The following is an 18,059-nucleotide window of genomic DNA, read 5'->3' as shown; positions in this document are numbered from 1 at the left end:
GATGGAATAAATCGCCGTGGGGTTCGTCTGCCTGATTCTTCTCACTTGTGGCCGATGGCCCTGGAGTCTTTCATGGTAGATCGATCATCACCGCCACCCTTGAGTGCCGCGAGCCTGACATTGCGTCTGGCCGGCATTGCCGTGGTTGTGGCCGCAGTGGCCGGGGCGTTTGCCTACGTCAACGGCACCTTTGACCCACAGCGCCTGACCCCGAAAAAACTGGTCAATGTGCTGGAAACCAACAACGGCGTGCATCCTGGGTTTCGCCGCAACCACGCCAAAGGCGTGTGCGTGATTGGCCATTTCGAGAGCAGTGGCGAGGCTCGCAGTTATTCCACCGCGCAGGTATTCAACGAGGCGCGCACGCCGGTGGTTGGCCGTTTCGCCTTGCCGGCCGGTAATCCTTACGCGCCAGACAGCGCCGTGCCGATCCGCAGCCTGGCGTTGCGCTTCACCCAGGCCAACGGGCAGCAATGGCGTACCGGAATGAACAGCATGCCGGTGTTCCCGGTGGGTACGCCCGAGGCGTTCTACCAATTGCAGCAAGCCCAGTCGCCGGTGCCTGCTACCGGCAAACCGGACCCGGCGGCGGTGCCGGCGTTCTTCGGCTCGCACCCGGAAGCCGCTCCGTTCCTGGCCTGGATCAAGACCGCTAAACCCTCGGCCAGTTATGTGACGGAAACCTACAACAGCGTCAACGCGTTTTATCTGGTTAACGCGGCCGGACAACGGCAAGCGGTGCGCTGGAGCATGGTGCCGGTGGCTCAGGACGCGCCTGGCGCCGCAGCCCCGGAAGGCAGCGATTTCCTCGAGAAAGACCTGGTTCAGCGCATCGCCGCTGGCCCGTTGCGCTTTCAGCTGAACATCACCCTGGGCAACCCCGGCGATCCGGTCAATGACGCCAGCAAAGCCTGGCCTGAGGGGCGCAAGGTATTAAACGCCGGTACCCTCGTGCTGGAAAGCACCCAGCCGCAACTCAGCGGCGAGTGCCGCGACATCAACTATGACCCGCTGGTGCTCCCTGCCGGCATCGAAGGTTCCGACGACCCGCTGCTCGCTGCTCGTTCAGCCGGTTACGCCAATTCCTACCTGCGTCGCACCAGCGAAGTCAGCCAGTTGCCCGCCGCCAAACAGGAGGCCCAGCAATGAGCACCCAACCGAACCACTTCGCTCCATTGGCGCGCCTGCTGCACTGGCTGATGGCGCTGATGATCATCGCCATGCTGTTTATCGGCGCAGGCATGGTCGCCTCGGTGTCCGAGCGTCATGAATGGCTGATTCACCTGCACAAGCCGTTGGGCGTGGCGATTCTGTTGCTGGTGATTGTGCGACTGGTCGTGCGCTTCTCCACGCAGCAGCCACCGCTGCCCGCCGACCTGCCGGGTTGGCAAGCGCTGGCGGCCAAGGCGTCCCATGTGCTGCTGTACGCCTTGATGCTGGTTTTGCCGTTATTGGGCTGGGCAATGATTTCTGCGTCGGGCGAACCGGTGATGCTCAGCAGTTCGTTGCAGTTGCCATCGATCGTGCCGGCGAATGCGCAGGTGTTCGCGTTCCTGCGCAAGGCTCATGGGTATCTGGCGTATCTGCTGTTCCTGACCGTGCTGCTGCATCTGGCCGCGGCGTTGTTTCATGGCTGGGTGCGGCGCGATGAGGTGCTGGACAGTATGTTGCGAGGCAAAGACCGCGGTTGATCCATAGAACGCAAAACCTGTGGGAGCGAGCCTGCTCGCGATGAGGGCGTCACATTCAACATACCTGCCGACTGCTACGCCGCCATCGCGAGCAGGCTCGCTCCCACAGGTTGCGTGGCTTGCACTGAAATCAAGGGGATGGCTGCACACCCGGCATGCAGCCATCCGCGATAGATCAGCGCAAGGTATCGACCATATCGGCAACGGTGGTCAACACATCCTTGGCCAACTGCTTCGAACGCTTGCCCGACCAGCCGGTCAACGGGTTCGGATGGTCGTCGTGGTCCTTGAATGGCATTTCCAGGGTCAGCGACAGGCAGTCGTACTTCTGTCCCACACTGTTGCACGCCAGGGTCATGTTCGCCTGGCCCGGTTCGTCGCGGGTGTAGCCGTGCTTGGTCTGGAAGTCCTTGGTGGTGTGTTTCAGGTGGCTGCGGAAGTGTTCCTCGAGTTCGGCGATCCGTGGCGTGTAACCCGGGTTGCCTTCGCAGCCGGCGGTGAACACGTGGGGGATTTCCTCGTCACCGTGAACGTCGAGGAACAGGTCGACGCCGTATTTTTCCATCTGCTGCTGGACGAAAAAGACTTCCGGGCTGATCTCCTGGCTGGCGCTCTGCCAGGCGCGATTCAGGTCCTGGCCCATGGCATTGGTGCGCAGGTGACCATGGAAGGCACCGTCCGGGTTCATGTTCGGCACCAGGTACAGGTCGGCGCTGGCCAGCAACTTGTTCAGCACCGGGTCGTCGTGATTTTCCAGGCGCTCGATCACACCCTCCATGAACCACTCTGCCATGTGTTCGCCGGGATGTTGCTGGGCAATGATCCACACTTTGCGCTGGCCTTCGGCACCGGTGCCCTTGCGCAGCAGCTGGATGTCGCGACCTTCGACGCTCTTGCCGGTGGCCAGCAGTTCAGTGCCAGCCTTGCTCAGTGCCTGCTCGATCAGCCAGTCATGGCGGCCACGGCTATAGGGTTCGAAGTAGGCGAACCAGGCGTGGGTCTGCGTGGCTTCGAGGCAAAAGCGCAGGCAGTCGCCTTCGAAGATGGTCGGTACCTGGAACCAGTTGACGTGATCGTAGGAGGCTCTGGCCTGATAACCATCCCAGGCCTTGTTGTACGAGGACTGGCTGGCATTGTTCAGGCGAAACCAGTGCTCCTGGCCGACATGCAGGCCGCTGGCCTTGAAGTGGAACCATTGGAAGTGGTTGCTTTTGGTATCGGGGCGGATAGCCAGCAGGGGTTTGAGCGGGTCGCTGACATCGATGACCTGGATGTTGCCGCTGTCGAAGTTGGCACTGATGTCGAGAGTTTTAGCCACGGTCAGGGTTCCTGATTGAGATTTTTATGGCGGCTACTTTACACGCAAGCGTCGAGGGCTGGCAGCGCAGATAAAACGTTTCACCGACCGCCAGGAAATCCCGGGCGATGTTGTTCGACGAGCGATCTCGGTTTCGGTTGCGGCGGGGAGATAACTTGGGGGAGTGTGGGGGGGGGCGTCTTCCTTGACGCCGTCGCAGCTTAGAGATTATGCGATTGATTCTCAAGTGCTATTTGCCATTAGTTTGCCCCAATGACTTAAGGCTTCTCTTGCCAACTAATATTGTTTTGATATGATCCGCGCCATCGAATTTGCGACACATCAAGACTTCATTAGCCTGAAGCCATAAGCCAGAAAACTGGCAAAAAAAAGACCCGGCAAAAAGCCGGGTCAAAAACCGTGATTAGCCTGATGAGGAGATAGTCCAGGAGACCGACCTAAGGTCACCTGGTCCATCGACTGATCTCGCGACCAGCTGATGCAATAATAATCATTCTCGTTTGCAAGTCAAACGATTTTGTCTGCGCGTCGGGAAAATTCTTTCCTGTCCTTCTGTCCAGCACTCTCCAATTAGCCTTTCTGGTCGCCCTCCAGGGAGCGGTTCACCATGGCCTTTGCCATGTCGATCATATGCACGGTCGAGAGCGCCAAATCCCGATCCGCACCGTGCAGGTGGCTGGCTGACTCGTAGGCGGTGGCGGCAGCACACCGTAGCAGTCCCGAAGCATGCACCAGGGCTTCCTCGATGCTGATGTTACGGTTTACGTCAAAGAGAGGCTCCTGTCCCACCTCCTCTGAAACAGCTGGTTTCAAGTAATAATCCAGTGCCCGCTGTGCGGCGGCAGAGCCTTGGGGTGAGTGGAGGGACGTATCGATTTGTATGTCGGGCAAGTCATTGCTGGGTGGATTCATGGTCAAGGCGAACTCCGTGATAAATTCAGATCCGTGAATCCATCCTAATACGTTACGTATTTATGACAATTGTATTAATACTACATTTTGTGTTTTGTCGGGCGAGGCCCGCCACGTATCGTGCCGCACATGGATAAATGGATCGCCTTGGTCAAGGCCAAGATGAGTGAGCTCAAGATCACTCAGGAAATACTCGCCGACCGCCTCGGGATGTCCCAGGGTGGCATCGGGCATTGGCTGACGAAACGCCGTCAGCCCGGCATCGACGACATGAATCGTGTGCTGCAGGCCCTGGGCCTGGACTTTCTCGAAGTGGCGCTGGTGATTCGCGAGCCTGCGCAGGAACAGGACGACGAGGTTTGCATGACGCAAAAGTACAACCCGTACTTTCGCTACCCCGTCAGTGACTGGCGGGACACCGCGCAGGTGCGCGATGGAGAGCGGGCGCCGTACCGTTTCGAACTGTCGGACTACCACGCCCGAGGCGCGGCGTTCTGGCTGACAGTGGTTGGCGATGCCATGACCGCACCCAGCGGCCCAAGCGTAGCCGAGGGCATGTTGATCCTGGTGGACCCGGATGTGGACGCGGTGCCGGGCAAGCTGGTGATCGCGCAATGGCCCGACAGCAGCGAAGCGATTTTCCGCAAGTTGAGCGAAGAGGGCGGGCAGCGTTACCTGGTCCCGCTCAATCCGACTTATCCGAAAAGCCTGTTCACCGACGAGTGCCGAATCATCGGCGTGGTGGTCCAGGCGACCGTGAAGTTCTAGCCAGGCCGGCCCGCGCCATGCGCAGGACCGGCCTTGTTATCAGGCTTCTTCCAGTTCGACCAGCGCACTGCCTTCGCCGACCATCTCGCCTTCCTGGCAATACAGCGCCTTGATCACACCGGCGTGGGGCGCGCGGATGCTGTGTTCCATCTTCATGGCCTCCAGCACCACCAGTTGCGCCCCGGCCTCAACCGTTTGCCCGGCCTCCACCAGCACCCGCACGATGCTGCCGTTCATGGGGGCGGTGAGCCCGCCGTGATGGGCGTGGCTGGCTTCAACGGCGGTAATAGGGTCGTAGGTCTCGATGCGCCGCAGTTCGCCTTCCCATTGCAGGTAGACAAAGTCGCCACGACGGATCGCCCGGTGCTGGCGACGCACACCCTCGTGCTCGGTCAGCAAGTGCTCGCCTGTGAGTCGAGCGCTGTGGGACTGGGGGTTGCCCAGCGTCAACGCACGGTCCTGGCCCTCGCAACTCAGGTGCAGGGTGATTTGCGCTGGCAAGCCGGCGCGCAGGCCGTTGCCGGTGGCCCAAGGCGAACTCGGGTCATCGCTACGCGACGTTGTGTGCAGGCTCTGGGCGAAGGCTTGGGCGGCGGCTTGCCAGAATTCGTCGCTGAGCGTCGCAGGTTGTGGCAGCAACTGTTCCTGGTAGCGGGGAATGAACCCGGTATCGAGCTCGGCCTGGGCAAACGCCGGATGGCCGATGATGCGCCGCAGGAAATTGATGTTGGTCTTGAGCCCGCCGATAGCGAACTCATCGAGCATGGCCAAGAGGCGCAAGCGTGCCTGTTCGCGGTCCTCGCCCCAGGCAATCAGCTTGCCAAGCATCGGGTCGTAGAACGGCGAAATCTCATCGCTTTCTTCGACGCCGCTGTCCACCCGGCGACCTGCACCCGGCGCGGATTCGCGATACAACTCCAGGCGACCGGTCGCCGGCAGGAAGTCGTTGCCAGGATCTTCGGCATAGAGCCGCACTTCAATCGCATGGCCATTCAGCGGCACCTGGTCCTGGGTCATCGGCAAGGCTTCGCCGCGGGCCACGCGGATCTGCCAGGCCACCAGGTCGAGGCCGGTGATGGCTTCGGTCACCGGGTGTTCGACCTGCAGGCGGGTGTTCATTTCCATGAAGAAGAATTCACCGCGCGCATCCAGCAGGAACTCCACGGTGCCGGCACCGACGTAGCCGATGGCCTGTGCCGAACGCACGGCCGCTTCGCCCATGGCGCGACGCAGCTCAGGGCTCAGGCCAGGCGCCGGCGCTTCTTCGACGACTTTCTGGTGCCGACGCTGAATCGAGCAGTCGCGTTCGTTGAGGTACAGGCAGTTGCCGTGTTGATCGGCGAACACCTGGATCTCCACGTGACGGGGTTTGAGCAGGTACTTCTCCACCAGCATCCGCGAATCGCCGAACGACGATTGTGCCTCACGCTGTGCCGAGGCCAGGGCTTCGGCCAGTTGGCTGACGTCCTCGACCACTTTCATGCCCTTGCCGCCGCCACCGGCCGTGGCCTTGAGCAGCACCGGGTAGCCGATGCGCTCGCAGGCATCGCGGAAGGTCTCGAGGTCCTGGGCTTCACCGTGATAGCCCGGTACCAACGGCACACCGGCGGTTTCCATCAAGGCCTTGGCCGCGGATTTGCTGCCCATGGCGTCGATGGCCGAGGCGGGTGGACCGAGAAAGATCAGGCCGGCGGCTTCGATGGCGCGGGCGAACCCGGCGTTTTCGGAGAGGAAACCGTAGCCGGGATGGATCGCCTGGGCACCGCTGGCCTTGGCGGCAGCGATCAGCTTGTCGATTTGCAGGTAACTGTCAGCGGCTTTGCTGCCGCCGAGGTCAACACGGATATCAGCTTCACGGCTGTGCCGGGCATCACGGTCGGTGGCGCTGTGGACGGCCACGGTGGTCAGGCCCAGGGCCTTGGCGGTGCGCATCACCCGGCAGGCGATTTCGCCGCGGTTGGCCACCAGCAGGGTAGTGAGGACAGGTGCGCTCATCAACGCGGCTCCTTGGTGGTGGTTGCGGCTTGCCAGCTCGGCGGACGTTTTTGCAGAAAGGCGCGCAGGCCTTCCTGGCCTTCGGGACTGACGCGGATGCGGGCGATGGCGTTCTCGGTGTAGCGACGCAGGGACGGGGTCAGCGTGCCGTCACCGACTTCACGCAGCAAGTCCTTGCTGGCGCGCATGGCAGCCGGGCTGTTGAGCAGCAGGTTGTCGATCCACTGTTCGATTTTCTGCTCCAGTTCGGCCGTCGGGTAACTCTCCGACAACAGGCCGAGTTCCCGGGCCCGTTGCCCGCCGAAACGCTCGGCGGTCAAGGCATAGCGTCGTGCGGCGCGCTCGCCCATGGCTTGCACCACGAACGGGCTGATTACGGCCGGCGCCAGGCCGATGCGTACTTCCGACAGGCAGAACTGCGCGTCATCGGTGCCGATGGCCATGTCACAGCAACTGATCAGGCCCAGGGCACCACCAAACGCCGCGCCTTGCACCACCGCCAGGGTCGGGATTTTCAGCTTGGCGAGGTTGTACATCAATTCCGCCAGTTCACGGGCGTCGTCGAGGTTGGTGGCGTAATCGAGTTCGGCCGATTGCTGCATCCAGGCCAGGTCGGCGCCCGCGCTGAAGTGCTTGCCGCGGCCACGCACCAACAGGAAACGCAGGTTGGCATCGCTCGCGACCTTGTCCAGGGCGAGGATCAGTTCGCGGATCATCTGGGCATTGAACGCGTTGTTCTTTTCTTCACGGCTGAGCCACAGCGTGGCAAAGCCACGGGGGTCGGTCAGCAGTTCGAGGGTATTGAAGTCGCTCATATTCATCCGTCTCCACGGTCCTTGTGGGAACTGGCTCACTTACGATTGGTGGCGATTGCTGCGCAATCGAACGGGGATAAATCCCCTCGCCACAAAAGCCCGTTCCCACAAAAAATCACATCCGGAACACGCCGAAGCGGCTCGGTTCGATTGGCGCGTTCAACGACGCGGACAAGGCCAGTGCCAGGACATCGCGGGTCTGGGCCGGGTCGATGACGCCGTCGTCCCACAAGCGAGCGCTGGAATAGTAGGGGTGGCCCTGTTCTTCATACTGGTCGAGGATCGGTTGCTTGATCTCGGCTTCCTGCTCGGCAGTGAAGCCATGACCACCGCGCTCGGCCTGCTCGCGCTTGACCTGCACCAGCACGCCGGCCGCCTGTTCGGCACCCATCACGCCGATGCGCGCGTTCGGCCACATCCACAGGAAGCGCGGATCGTAGGCCCGGCCACACATGCCGTAGTTGCCGGCACCGAAACTGCCGCCGATGATCACGGTGAACTTCGGCACCTTGGCGCAGGCCACGGCGGTCACCAGTTTCGCGCCGTGCTTGGCGATGCCGCCGGCTTCGTACTTCTGGCCGACCATGAAGCCGGTGATGTTCTGCAGGAACAGCAGCGGGATGCCGCGCTGACAGGCCAGCTCGATGAAGTGCGCGCCTTTCTGTGCCGCTTCGGCGAACAGGATGCCGTTGTTGGCGAGGATGGCGATCGGATAGCCGTGCAGGTAGGCAAAACCGCACACCAATGTGGTCCCGAACAAGGCCTTGAACTCGTCGAACACCGAACCGTCCACCAGCCGCGCGATGACTTCGCGCACGTCGAACGGTTGCTTGGCATCGGCCGGCACGACGCCGTACAGCTCGTCGCTGGCATAGATCGGGGCGATCGGCGTGCGTTGCTGCACTTCACCCTGCTTGCGCCAGTTGAGATTGGCGACGCTGCGGCGGGCGATGGCCAGGGCATGTTCATCGCTTTCGGCGTAATGGTCGGCCACACCGGAAATCTTGCAATGCACATCGGCACCGCCAAGGTCTTCGGCGCTGACCACTTCGCCCGTGGCGGCTTTCACCAGCGGTGGGCCGGCGAGGAAGATAGTCGCTTGCTCGCGCACCATGATGGCCTCGTCGGCCATGGCCGGCACATAAGCGCCGCCCGCGGTGCAGGAGCCCATGACCACGGCAATTTGCGGGATGCCCTGGGCGCTCATGTTGGCCTGGTTGAAGAAGATCCGCCCGAAGTGCTCACGGTCCGGGAACACTTCATCCTGGCGCGGCAGGTTGGCGCCGCCGGAATCCACCAGGTAGATGCACGGCAGGCGATTCTGCTGGGCGATGGTCTGGGCGCGCAGGTGCTTTTTCACCGTCAGCGGGTAGTAGGAACCGCCTTTCACCGTGGCATCGTTGGCGACGATCATGCATTCGACGCCTTCCACGCGGCCGATCCCGGCAATCACGCCAGCGGCGGGAACGTCTTCGCCGTACACCTCGTAGGCCGCCAGCTGGCTGATCTCCAGGAACGGCGAACCCGGGTCGAGCAGGCGGTTGATGCGCTCGCGGGGCAGCAGTTTGCCCCGGGAGGTGTGGCGTTCCTGGGCTTTCGGGCCGCCACCTTGTGCCACTTGGGCCAGCAGGGTGTGCAGGGCGTCGACCTGTTTGAGCATCGCCGCGCTGTTGGTCGCGAACTCCGCCGAACGGGGGTTGAGCTGGGTATGCAGGATAGCCATGGACAGCTCCGTTTAGCGGGTTTCGTTGAACAGTTCGCGACCGATCAGCATGCGACGGATCTCACTGGTGCCCGCGCCGATTTCGTACAGCTTGGCGTCACGCAGCAGGCGACCGGCCGGGAATTCGTTGATGTAGCCGTTGCCACCGAGAATCTGGATCGCGTCGAGGGCCATTTGCGTGGCGCGCTCGGCGCTGTAGAGGATCACGCCGGCGGCGTCCTTGCGCGTGGTTTCGCCGCGCTCGCAGGCCTGGGCCACGGCGTACAGGTAAGCGCGGCTGGCATTGAGTTGGGTGTACATGTCGGCGACCTTGCCCTGGATCAGCTGGAACTCGCCGATGCTCTGGCCGAACTGCTTGCGGTCGTGGATGTACGGCACGATCAGGTCCATGCAGGCCTGCATGATCCCGGTCGGGCCGCCGGAGAGGACGACGCGCTCATAGTCGAGGCCGCTCATCAGCACCTTCACGCCGCCGTTGAGCACGCCGAGGATGTTCTCTTCCGGCACTTCGACGTCGTCGAAGAACAGCTCGCAGGTGTTCGAGCCGCGCATGCCGAGCTTGTCGAACTTGTTGCTGCGGCTGAAGCCTTTCCAGTCGCGCTCGACGATGAAGGCGGTGATGCCGTGCGGGCCTTTTTCCAGGTCGGTCTTGGCGTAGATCACGTAGGTGTTGGCGTCCGGACCGTTGGTGATCCAGGTCTTGCTGCCGTTGAGCACGTAGTGATCGCCGCGTTTGTCGGCACGCAACTTCATCGACACCACGTCGGAACCGGCGTTCGGCTCACTCATGGCCAGGGCGCCGATGTGTTCGCCGCTGATCAGCTTCGGCAGGTATTTGGATTTCTGTTCGTGGTTGCCATTGCGGTTGATCTGGTTGACGCAGAGGTTGGAGTGCGCGCCATAGGACAGGGCCACGGAGGCCGAGCCACGGCTGATTTCTTCCATCGCGACCACATGCGCCAGGTAACCCAGGCCGGCACCGCCGTACTCTTCCGGCACGGTAATGCCCAGCAGGCCCATGTCGCCGAATTTGCGCCACAGGTCAGCGGGGAACAGGTTGTCGATGTCGATCTGGGCGGCGCGCGGGGCGATCTCCTTGGCGACGAAGGACTGAACCTGATCGCGCAGCATGTCGATGGTTTCACCGAGGGCAAAGTTCAGGGATGGGTAGCTCATGGGTCACCTTTTGGCTTTTTTGTTGGGCGGGGAGGGCAGTGGTTCGGCTCTCACCTTTACGTTAACGTAAACCTGTGACGAAAGGCTGTCAATCGCCCTTTACGTTAACGTCAACTTGAGCGAGAGTAGAGTCAATGAATCCTGTAGGAGTGGGCTTGCCCGCGAAGGCGTCGCTGCTGTAGACATCAATGTTGAATGTGCTGGCCCCTTCGCTGGCAAGCCAGCTCCTACAGGGACCATTTATAGCCCATCAATAAAGACAATAGGGGTCGTCATGGATCAACCCAGTGCAAGCCCGCAACGCAGTTACACCCGTGGATCCCAGGACAAAGCCTTGCTGGCGATGACCATTGGCCAGGCGTTCGACAATACGGTCGCGCAGTACCCGGCCGGGGAGGCGCTGGTGGTGCGCCATCAACAGCTGCGCTACACCTGGCGGCAACTGGCGGATGCCGTAGACCTGCATGCCAGGGCGCTGCTGGCGCTGGGCCTGCAGGCCGGCGACCGCCTCGGCATCTGGGCGCCTAACTGTGCCCAATGGTGTATTACGCAGGTCGCGACCGCGAAGATCGGTGTGATACTGGTCAACATCAACCCGGCCTACCGCAGTTCCGAACTCGAATACGTGTTGAAGCAGTCCGGCTGCCAATGGCTGGTCAGCGCCGGGGCTTTCAAGACCTCCGACTATCACGCCATGCTGCAGGGCCTGGTGCCGGAGCTGGCAGAGCAATCCGTCGGCAAATTGCACAGCGAGCGCCTGCCGGAACTGCGCGGGGTGATCAGCCTCGACGCGCAGCCGCCGAAAGGTTTCCTGCCCTGGTCGCAACTGACCGAGCTGGCGGGCAGCGTATCGGTCGAGCAACTGCAGGAGCGCCAGGGCAGCCTGCACTTCGATCAGGCGGTAAACATCCAGTACACCTCCGGCACCACTGGCTTCCCCAAGGGCGCGACCCTGAGCCACTACAACATTCTCAATAATGGCTACATGGTCGGCGAAAGCCTGGGCCTGGGCGCCATCGACCGTCTGGTGATCCCGGTGCCGCTGTACCACTGCTTCGGCATGGTCATGGGTAACCTCGGTTGCATCACCCACGGCAGCACCATGATTTACCCCAACGACGCGTTCGATCCGCTGCTGACCCTCAGCACCGTCGCCGAAGAAAAGGCTACCGCGCTCTACGGTGTGCCGACCATGTTCATCGCCATGCTCGATCAGCCGCAACGCGCCGAGTTCGACCTGTCGAGCCTGCGCACCGGCATCATGGCCGGGGCGACGTGCCCGATCGAGGTGATGCGCCGGGTCATCAATGAAATGCACATGAGCGAAGTGCAGATCGCCTACGGCATGACGGAAACCAGCCCGGTGTCGTTGCAGACCGGCCCCTCGGACGACCTGGAGTTGCGCGTGACCACCGTCGGCCGTACCCAGCCGCAGCTGGAAAGCAAGATCATCGACGAAGCGGGCAACCCGGTGCCCCGTGGCACCATCGGTGAGCTCTGCACTCGCGGTTACAGTGTGATGCTCGGTTACTGGAATAACCCGCAAGGCACGGCAGAGGCCATCGACCAGGCCGGCTGGATGCACACCGGTGACCTGGCCAGCATGAATGACGAGGGGTACGTGTGTATTGCCGGGCGCAACAAGGACATGATCATTCGCGGCGGCGAGAACATTTATCCGCGCGAACTGGAAGAATTCTTCTTCACCCACCCGGCGGTGGCCGACGTGCAGGTGATCGGTATTCCATGCTCGCGTTATGGCGAGGAGATCGTTGCCTGGATCAAGTTCCACCCCGGCCATAGTGCCACCGAGCAGGAGCTGCAAGCCTGGTGCAAGGAGCGCATCGCGCACTTCAAGACACCGCGTTACTTCAAGTTCGTGGAGGAGTTTCCAATGACCGTGACCGGCAAGATCCGGAAATTCCGGATGCGCGAGATCAGCATCGAGGAGCTCAAAGCGAAGCTGTAGGAGCTGGCTTGCCAGCGAAGGCGTCGTCTCAGTCGAGACATGTATTGACTGGCACACCGCCTTCGCGAGCAAGCTCGCTCCTACAGGGGGGGGGGGGGCGGTGTTCTGAATATTTCATGAATCGCAGACAGCACAAAGGGGAGCCGAAGCTCCCCTTTAATTTTCGTTGCGCGTGCTCTTTTTTTATTATTGAGGGGCGGTCTGTTGTTGTTTTTGGTGACCGTGGCCCTTTACCGCTGTTTTTTTGTCGATCCCCATCCGGGATCAAGAGCAAACGTATTTTTTTGAGCGCTGATCTACTTTTTCGCTGAGCGATCCAACCAGTTCGGGAGCTACCTGAAGGTAGTTTTATTGTTCTCTGCCCGGTTGCGGGTAACTCCGAAAAGCACCCTGAAAAGCACATCCTCTCCAAAAAAATCTGTTAGCTGCGTCTCTGCCGTGTTGTTTTTGTTATGTCAGAGTCGTTACGTCTTGTTTTTATTGGGTTTGCCGCAATTTTTTTATTCTTGTTATGCGATAGATATAGCAGAAGCCGTGCCAACTTTTAAAAAGCCTTTAAAAACAAGCACTTATGTTTTTGTAAGGTTTTCTGCCTCAGGGAAAACCCTACATTTTGTTTCCGTGTTACTCGCATGTGCCCACATTTCCGTGTCTGCGGTAACACCCCGACACACCCGCACACTCAGTGTGCGCTGCGGGCCTTCGCCACACGGGAACCTGTGGGGCGTCCCAGCACGCTACAAATTTGCTGGCCGGCCAGGATCAACGCATCCAGGTTGATTCCGGTGTCGATCCCGAGGCCGTTGAGCAGGTAGACCACGTCCTCGGTGGCGACGTTGCCACTGGCGCCCTTGGCGTAAGGGCATCCACCGAGACCGGCGATGGAGCTGTCGAACACCGAGATGCCTTCCAGCAGGCTGGCGTAGATGTTGGCCATGGCCTGGCCGTAGGTGTCGTGGAAGTGCCCGGCCAGTTTTTCCCGTGGCACATCGGCGGACACCACCTCGAACATCTTGCGCGTGGCGCCCGCGGTGCCGGTGCCGATGGTGTCGCCCAGCGACACCTCGTAGCAGCCCATGGCATAGAGCTCCCGTGCGACCCGGGCGACTTGCTCGGGTGCGACGTCACCTTCATAGGGGCAGCCCAGCACACAGGACACGTAGCCGCGCACGCTGACGCCATGCTGTTTGGCGGCCTCCATGATGGGAACGAAGCGCTCCAGGCTTTCGCTGATCGAGCAATTGATATTGCGCTGGGAAAACGCTTCCGATGCCGCGGCGAACACCGCGACTTCCTTGACCCCGCTGGCCAGGGCATCTTCAAAGCCGCGCAGGTTGGGGGCGAGGGCGCCGTATGTCACGCCGTGTTTGCGCTGGATCTGCGCGAACACCTCGGCGGAACCCGCCATCTGTGGCACCCACTTGGGCGAGACGAAACTGCCGACTTCTATATAGCCGAGGCCCGCCGCCGTCAGTGCATCGACCAGTTGCACCTTGTCGGCGACGCTGATGGGTTGGGCTTCGTTCTGCAGACCGTCGCGGGGGCCGACTTCGACAATGCGTACATGGGTGGGGAGGGACATGGGATTCGACCTGTGCTGATTGTCTGAATACGCTGGGAACCCTGTGGGAGCGAGCCTGCTCGCGATGGCGCCGGGTCAATCGACCTCAGTGTTGAATGTGCTACCGCCATCGCGAGCAGGCTCGCTCCCACAGGGGATTGTGTAGATCTACTGAATCGCTTGGTTCTTGATGGTTTGTTCCAGCGCCTGAACACAGCGCTCTTCCGCCGTATCAAGCTCCAGTTTCATCTGTTCGATGTCCAGCATCTGCTGTTCCAGCTGTTCCCGGCGCTCGCTGATTTTCGCCAGCATGCTGTGCAGTTGCTTGGTGTTACCGCTGGAGGGATCGTAGAGCTCGATCAGCTCGCGGCACTCGGCCAGGGAAAAGCCGATGCGCTTGCCCCGCAGGATCAGCTTCAGGCTGACCTTGTCGCGGGGTGAGTAGATGCGTTCCTGGCCACGCCGCTCGGGGCTGAGCAGGCCTTGTTCTTCGTAGAAGCGAATGGCCCGGGTGGTGATGTCGAGCTCGCGGGCGAGGTCGGAAATGCTGTAGGTCTGGCTGCTCATGGGCGCGCTCGCAAAGGGTCATGGCGCTAAGCTAATGGCAGGTTGACGTTTACGTCAAGGGGCAGGTTTTTTGTTGTCATTGCGGGCCTCTTCGCGGGCAAGCCGCGCTCCTACAGGTTCTCGGTGATCTGTAGGAGCGAGGCTTGCCCGCGAAGAACGATGACGCGGTGTTAAGTCCTATACCTTCTCCAGCCTCTTCTCCTGCGCCGTCACCTGCTGGCACAACTCGATCATCTGCTCGCGCATCCAACGGTTCGCCGGGTCCTGGTCGGTGCTTTCGTGCCAGTAGAGGTGGGTTTCCACCGGTGGCACATCGTTGACCGGCAGATAAAAGGCGTGCAAATCGTTGCGACGGGCGAAGCGTTCCGGCACGGTCATGACCATGTCGGTTTGCTGCAGCACTTGCGAGGCCATCAGGTAATGCTGGGAGCGCAGGGCGATCTTGCGCTGGATGCCCATTTTGCCCAGGGCCAGGTCGACATAACCCAGGCCGCTGCGACGGCTGGAAATGTGGATGTGGGTCAGGCCCAGGTAATCATCGAGGGTGAGTTTCTCCTTGCCCGCCAGCGGGTGCCCCTTGCGCATGGCGCACACGTAACGGTCTTCCATCAACTTGACGTGGCGCACCTGCGGGTCGGTGTTGAGCGGTGCATCCACGGCGAAGTCGAGCCGGCCGGCGGCCAGCTCCTTGGTGGTCTCGCGGCGCTTGGACAGGAAACTTTCGATGATCACCGTCGGCGCAAGGCGGCGCAGGCGCTGGAACAGCGGTGGCAGGATCACCGCTTCAGTGAGGTCGGTCATGCTGATGCGGTAGGTCTTGACCGCCTGTAATGGATTGAATATACGGCTTTCCTGCACCGAAACACGCAGCAGCGACAGCGCGTTGCGCACCGGGCCGATGATGTTTTGCGCCATGGGCGTTGGCACCATGCCCTGGGCGGTGCGCACGAACAAGGGATCGTTGAAGGTCTCGCGCAGGCGGGCCAGCGCGTTGGACACCGCAGGTTGGGTAATCCCCACAATCTGCCCGGCGCGGGTCAGGTTGGCCTCGGTGTAGATCGCGTCGAAGACGATGAAAAGGTTGAGGTCGACCTTGCTCAGATTCATTACGCGGCTCTCTTGTTTTAGGTGGGCTCGATCAGTCGATCATATATCGGTGATGAATGTTTATACACGCCGAGAATAGGCTAGGTAAATTTTCATGGCTGTTCTAGCATCGATTGCATGACCTAAACAACCTCCCGCAAGAAGGTAGCTGCCCATGGATTTCGCTTATTCGCCCAAGGTGCAAGAACTGCGTGAGCGCGTGACCGCGTTCATGGACACCTATGTCTATCCCGCCGAAGCGGTATTCGAGCGCCAGGTCGCCGAGGGCGACCGCTGGCAGCCGACGGCGATCATGGAAGAACTCAAACTCAAGGCCAAGGCTGAAGGCCTGTGGAATTTGTTTCTGCCTGAGTCCGAGCTCGGCGCCGGGCTGACCAACCTCGAATACGCTCCGCTGGCGGAAATCATGGGGCGTTCGCTGCTGGGGCCTGAGCCGTTCAACTGCTCGGCGCCGGACACCGGGAACATGGAAGTACTGGTGCGCTACGCCAACGAAGAACAGAAACAACGCTGGCTCGAACCCTTGCTGCGCGGCGAGATTCGCTCGGCGTTCGCCATGACCGAACCGGACGTGGCGTCCTCCGACGCCACCAACATGGCCGCCCGTGCCGTGCGCGACGGTGACGAGTGGGTGATCAACGGCAAGAAATGGTGGACCTCCGGTGCCTGCGATCCACGCTGCAAGATCCTGATCTTCATGGGCCTGAGCAATCCCGACGCACCACGCCATGCGCAGCACTCGATGATTCTGGTGCCGGTGGATACCCCCGGCGTGAAAATCCTGCGTCCGTTGCCGGTGTTCGGTTACGACGACGCGCCCCACGGTCACGCCGAAGTGTTGTTTGAAAATGTTCGGGTGCCGTACGAAAACGTCCTGTTGGGTGAAGGACGCGGCTTCGAAATTGCCCAGGGTCGTCTGGGCCCGGGGCGGATTCACCACTGCATGCGTTCAATCGGCATGGCCGAGCGTGCGCTGGAGCTGATGTGCAAACGCTCGGTGAACCGCACCGCGTTCGGCAAACCCCTGGCGCGCCTGGGCGGTAACATCGACAAGATCGCCGATTCGCGGATGGAGATCGACATGGCTCGCCTGCTGACACTCAAGGCGGCGTACATGATGGACACTGTCGGCAACAAAGTGGCGAAGAGTGAAATCGCGCAGATCAAGGTGGTGGCGCCGAACGTGGCCTTGCGCGTGATCGACCGGGCGATCCAGATCCATGGCGGGGCAGGGGTGTCCAACGATTTCCCGCTGGCCTACATGTATGCCATGCAACGCACCCTGCGCCTGGCTGACGGCCCGGATGAAGTACACCGCGCGGCGATCGGCAAGTTCGAGATCGGCAAGTACGTGCCTAAAGAGATGTTGCGCAGCAGTCACTAAGACGGCATGCGTTGCGCGGGCCCGAGCCGGGCCCGCGTTCAATCCACGCTGGGCAACCCGTAGAACGCCCGTGCGCAAGCCGTGGTGTGGGCCGCCAGGTCTTCCTGGCTTTCGCCGCGGTGCAAGGCCACCTCACGCAACACTTCCGTCAGGTACGCCGGCTCGTTGCGCCCGTTTTTCGGTTTGGGGCGCAGGCTGCGCGGTAACAGGTACGGCGCATCGCTCTCCAGCATCAAGCGCCCGCGCTTGATCTCCTTGACCAGCGGGTGCAAATGCGTGCCCCGGCGCTCATCGCAAATCCAGCCGGTAATGCCGATGTGCAAATCCAGGTCCAGGTAACTGAACAGGGCGTTCTTTTCGCCGGTGAAGCAGTGCACCACGGCGGCCGGCAACTGATCGCGGTAGTCGCGCAGGATGTCCAGCAGGCGCTGGCTGGCATCGCGTTCGTGCAGGAACACCGGCATTTGCAGTTCGACCGCCAGCGCCAGGTGTTCTTCGAGGACTTTCTCCTGTTGCGCCCGCGGTGAAAAATCGCGGTTGAAATCCAGGCCGCATTCACCGACCGCCACGATGTTGGTTTCCTTCAGCAGGCTGCGCAGGCGACGTGCGCTATCGGCATTCCAGTCGCTGGCTGCATGGGGGTGCACACCGGCGGTGGCGAACAGCCGCTGCGCTGTTTCGTCCAGTTGTTGGCACAACTCCAGCGCCTGCTCGCTGCCCTCGACATTGGTGCCGGTGAGCACCAATTGGCAGACCCCGGCGGCATAGGCGCGGTCCAGTACAGCCTGGTGCTTGTCGGCAAAACTGGGGTTGGTCAGGTTGACGCCGATATCGATGAGTTGCATGGTGCTACCTCGGGCCCAGGGCTGCAAAGCATACCAGAGCGCCTGATTTATAAGAAAAGCCAAGAACTACAACAGGTTATCGCTGTCTCTTAATGCCGCGAACACGTCTGGGTGGTGGTGTTGCCATCATTGTGCCAGTCTTTCGCGCGTTGCCAGCGCTTCAGGGCGCTCTGTTTCTGTCGCTTGATTGCGTGAAGCCATTCATGTGATTGACCTGAATTCTTTGCG

Annotated in this window: 15 protein-coding genes; 5 read left to right on the top strand and 10 right to left on the bottom strand. The window is 61.2% G+C overall.

Going from position 1 to position 18,059, the window contains the following annotated elements; all coding sequences use genetic code 11:
* The first annotated feature begins 72 nt into the window (after window positions 1-72).
* Window positions 73-1,149 carry a catalase family peroxidase gene (locus tag HFK74_RS26280; RefSeq protein WP_180206010.1) on the top strand — a complete coding sequence of 359 codons (1,077 nt, stop codon included), beginning with the start codon at window positions 73-75 and terminating at the stop codon, window positions 1,147-1,149.
* Window positions 1,146-1,691 carry a cytochrome b gene (locus tag HFK74_RS26275; RefSeq protein WP_180206009.1) on the top strand — a complete coding sequence of 182 codons (546 nt, stop codon included), beginning with the start codon at window positions 1,146-1,148 and terminating at the stop codon, window positions 1,689-1,691. The genes HFK74_RS26280 and HFK74_RS26275 overlap by 4 nt, the downstream gene beginning before the upstream one ends.
* A 175-nt stretch (window positions 1,692-1,866) precedes the next feature.
* On the opposite strand, the gene HFK74_RS26270 is transcribed toward HFK74_RS26275, so the two are convergent.
* Together HFK74_RS26270 and HFK74_RS26265 are read right to left on the bottom strand one after the other, a co-directional pair.
* Window positions 1,867-3,015 (bottom strand): carboxypeptidase family protein, encoded by a 1,149-nt coding sequence (locus HFK74_RS26270; protein WP_180206062.1) that lies wholly within the window; start codon window positions 3,013-3,015, stop codon window positions 1,867-1,869.
* Window positions 3,016-3,579: 564 nt separating this feature from the next.
* Window positions 3,580-3,921 carry a DUF3077 domain-containing protein gene (locus HFK74_RS26265; RefSeq protein ID WP_180206061.1) on the bottom strand — a complete coding sequence of 114 codons (342 nt, stop codon included), beginning with the start codon at window positions 3,919-3,921 and terminating at the stop codon, window positions 3,580-3,582.
* 129 nt (window positions 3,922-4,050) lie between these two features.
* Here HFK74_RS26265 and HFK74_RS26260 point away from each other — a divergent pair, with 129 nt between their 5' ends.
* Window positions 4,051-4,689 carry a LexA family transcriptional regulator gene (locus HFK74_RS26260; RefSeq protein ID WP_180206008.1) on the top strand — a complete coding sequence of 213 codons (639 nt, stop codon included), beginning with the start codon at window positions 4,051-4,053 and terminating at the stop codon, window positions 4,687-4,689.
* 39 nt (window positions 4,690-4,728) lie between these two features.
* Here HFK74_RS26260 and HFK74_RS26255 read toward each other — a convergent pair whose 3' ends face one another.
* The 4 genes from HFK74_RS26255 to HFK74_RS26240 all read right to left on the bottom strand — a co-directional run bounded on the left by HFK74_RS26255 (window position 4,729) and on the right by HFK74_RS26240 (window position 10,398).
* Window positions 4,729-6,684, bottom strand: coding sequence for an acetyl/propionyl/methylcrotonyl-CoA carboxylase subunit alpha (locus tag HFK74_RS26255; RefSeq protein WP_180206007.1), 1,956 nt, complete (start codon window positions 6,682-6,684; stop codon window positions 4,729-4,731).
* Entirely contained in the window at window positions 6,684-7,499 is an 816-nt protein-coding gene (locus HFK74_RS26250) for a gamma-carboxygeranoyl-CoA hydratase (RefSeq protein WP_180206006.1), read from the bottom strand. The genes HFK74_RS26255 and HFK74_RS26250 overlap by 1 nt, the downstream gene beginning before the upstream one ends.
* 115 nt (window positions 7,500-7,614) lie before the next feature.
* The gene (locus HFK74_RS26245) at window positions 7,615-9,222 is read right to left on the bottom strand and encodes a carboxyl transferase domain-containing protein (protein WP_180206005.1); all 1,608 of its coding nucleotides are present in this window, start codon (window positions 9,220-9,222) and stop codon (window positions 7,615-7,617) included.
* A 12-nt stretch (window positions 9,223-9,234) separates the two neighbouring features.
* Entirely contained in the window at window positions 9,235-10,398 is a 1,164-nt protein-coding gene (locus HFK74_RS26240) for an isovaleryl-CoA dehydrogenase (RefSeq protein ID WP_008031893.1), read from the bottom strand.
* A gap of 274 nt (window positions 10,399-10,672) precedes the next feature.
* Between HFK74_RS26240 and HFK74_RS26235 the strand changes: the two genes are divergently transcribed.
* The gene (locus tag HFK74_RS26235) at window positions 10,673-12,367 is read left to right on the top strand and encodes an AMP-binding protein (protein ID WP_180206004.1); all 1,695 of its coding nucleotides are present in this window, start codon (window positions 10,673-10,675) and stop codon (window positions 12,365-12,367) included.
* A gap of 682 nt (window positions 12,368-13,049) precedes the next feature.
* On the opposite strand, the gene HFK74_RS26230 is transcribed toward HFK74_RS26235, so the two are convergent.
* The 3 genes from HFK74_RS26230 to HFK74_RS26220 form a co-directional block, all read right to left on the bottom strand.
* Window positions 13,050-13,949: a hydroxymethylglutaryl-CoA lyase gene (locus tag HFK74_RS26230; RefSeq protein WP_180206003.1), complete on the bottom strand. Its 900-nt coding sequence runs from the start codon at window positions 13,947-13,949 to the stop codon at window positions 13,050-13,052.
* A gap of 147 nt (window positions 13,950-14,096) precedes the next feature.
* Window positions 14,097-14,495, bottom strand: a complete 399-nt coding sequence (locus HFK74_RS26225; protein ID WP_180206002.1) for a MerR family DNA-binding transcriptional regulator — start codon at window positions 14,493-14,495, stop codon at window positions 14,097-14,099.
* A 177-nt stretch (window positions 14,496-14,672) separates the two neighbouring features.
* Entirely contained in the window at window positions 14,673-15,602 is a 930-nt protein-coding gene (locus tag HFK74_RS26220; RefSeq protein WP_180206001.1) for a LysR family transcriptional regulator, read from the bottom strand.
* A 154-nt stretch (window positions 15,603-15,756) separates the two neighbouring features.
* On the opposite strand from HFK74_RS26220, the gene HFK74_RS26215 reads away from it, so the two are divergent.
* On the top strand, window positions 15,757-16,986 hold the full coding sequence (locus HFK74_RS26215) for an acyl-CoA dehydrogenase (RefSeq protein ID WP_008057192.1): 1,230 nt from the start codon (window positions 15,757-15,759) through the stop codon (window positions 16,984-16,986).
* A 38-nt stretch (window positions 16,987-17,024) separates the two neighbouring features.
* Here HFK74_RS26215 and HFK74_RS26210 read toward each other — a convergent pair whose 3' ends face one another.
* Window positions 17,025-17,831 (bottom strand): TatD family hydrolase, encoded by an 807-nt coding sequence (locus tag HFK74_RS26210; protein ID WP_180206000.1) that lies wholly within the window; start codon window positions 17,829-17,831, stop codon window positions 17,025-17,027.
* Window positions 17,832-18,059 lie beyond the last annotated feature (228 nt).

The organism is Pseudomonas sp. SbOxS1 (genome assembly GCF_013416725.1).
Lineage (GTDB): Bacteria > Pseudomonadota > Gammaproteobacteria > Pseudomonadales > Pseudomonadaceae > Aquipseudomonas.
Note: the sequence above shows the minus strand (reverse complement) of the source record. Positions and strands in the feature narration are given on the sequence as shown.

Bases quoted from the DNA above. Each gene is read 5' to 3' on its own strand.
- HFK74_RS26280 (WP_180206010.1), top strand. From the start codon at position 73: ATGGTAGATCGATCATCACCGCCACCCTTGAGTGCCGCGAGCCTGACA.
- HFK74_RS26275 (WP_180206009.1), top strand. From the start codon at position 1,146: ATGAGCACCCAACCGAACCACTTCGCTCCATTGGCGCGCCTGCTGCAC.
- HFK74_RS26265 (WP_180206061.1), bottom strand. From the start codon at position 3,921: ATGAATCCACCCAGCAATGACTTGCCCGACATACAAATCGATACGTCC.
- HFK74_RS26260 (WP_180206008.1), top strand. From the start codon at position 4,051: ATGGATAAATGGATCGCCTTGGTCAAGGCCAAGATGAGTGAGCTCAAG.
- HFK74_RS26255 (WP_180206007.1), bottom strand. From the start codon at position 6,684: ATGAGCGCACCTGTCCTCACTACCCTGCTGGTGGCCAACCGCGGCGAA.
- HFK74_RS26250 (WP_180206006.1), bottom strand. From the start codon at position 7,499: ATGAGCGACTTCAATACCCTCGAACTGCTGACCGACCCCCGTGGCTTT.
- HFK74_RS26245 (WP_180206005.1), bottom strand. From the start codon at position 9,222: ATGGCTATCCTGCATACCCAGCTCAACCCCCGTTCGGCGGAGTTCGCG.
- HFK74_RS26240 (WP_008031893.1), bottom strand. From the start codon at position 10,398: ATGAGCTACCCATCCCTGAACTTTGCCCTCGGTGAAACCATCGACATG.
- HFK74_RS26235 (WP_180206004.1), top strand. From the start codon at position 10,673: ATGGATCAACCCAGTGCAAGCCCGCAACGCAGTTACACCCGTGGATCC.
- HFK74_RS26230 (WP_180206003.1), bottom strand. From the start codon at position 13,949: ATGTCCCTCCCCACCCATGTACGCATTGTCGAAGTCGGCCCCCGCGAC.
- HFK74_RS26225 (WP_180206002.1), bottom strand. From the start codon at position 14,495: ATGAGCAGCCAGACCTACAGCATTTCCGACCTCGCCCGCGAGCTCGAC.
- HFK74_RS26220 (WP_180206001.1), bottom strand. From the start codon at position 15,602: ATGAATCTGAGCAAGGTCGACCTCAACCTTTTCATCGTCTTCGACGCG.
- HFK74_RS26215 (WP_008057192.1), top strand. From the start codon at position 15,757: ATGGATTTCGCTTATTCGCCCAAGGTGCAAGAACTGCGTGAGCGCGTG.
- HFK74_RS26210 (WP_180206000.1), bottom strand. From the start codon at position 17,831: ATGCAACTCATCGATATCGGCGTCAACCTGACCAACCCCAGTTTTGCC.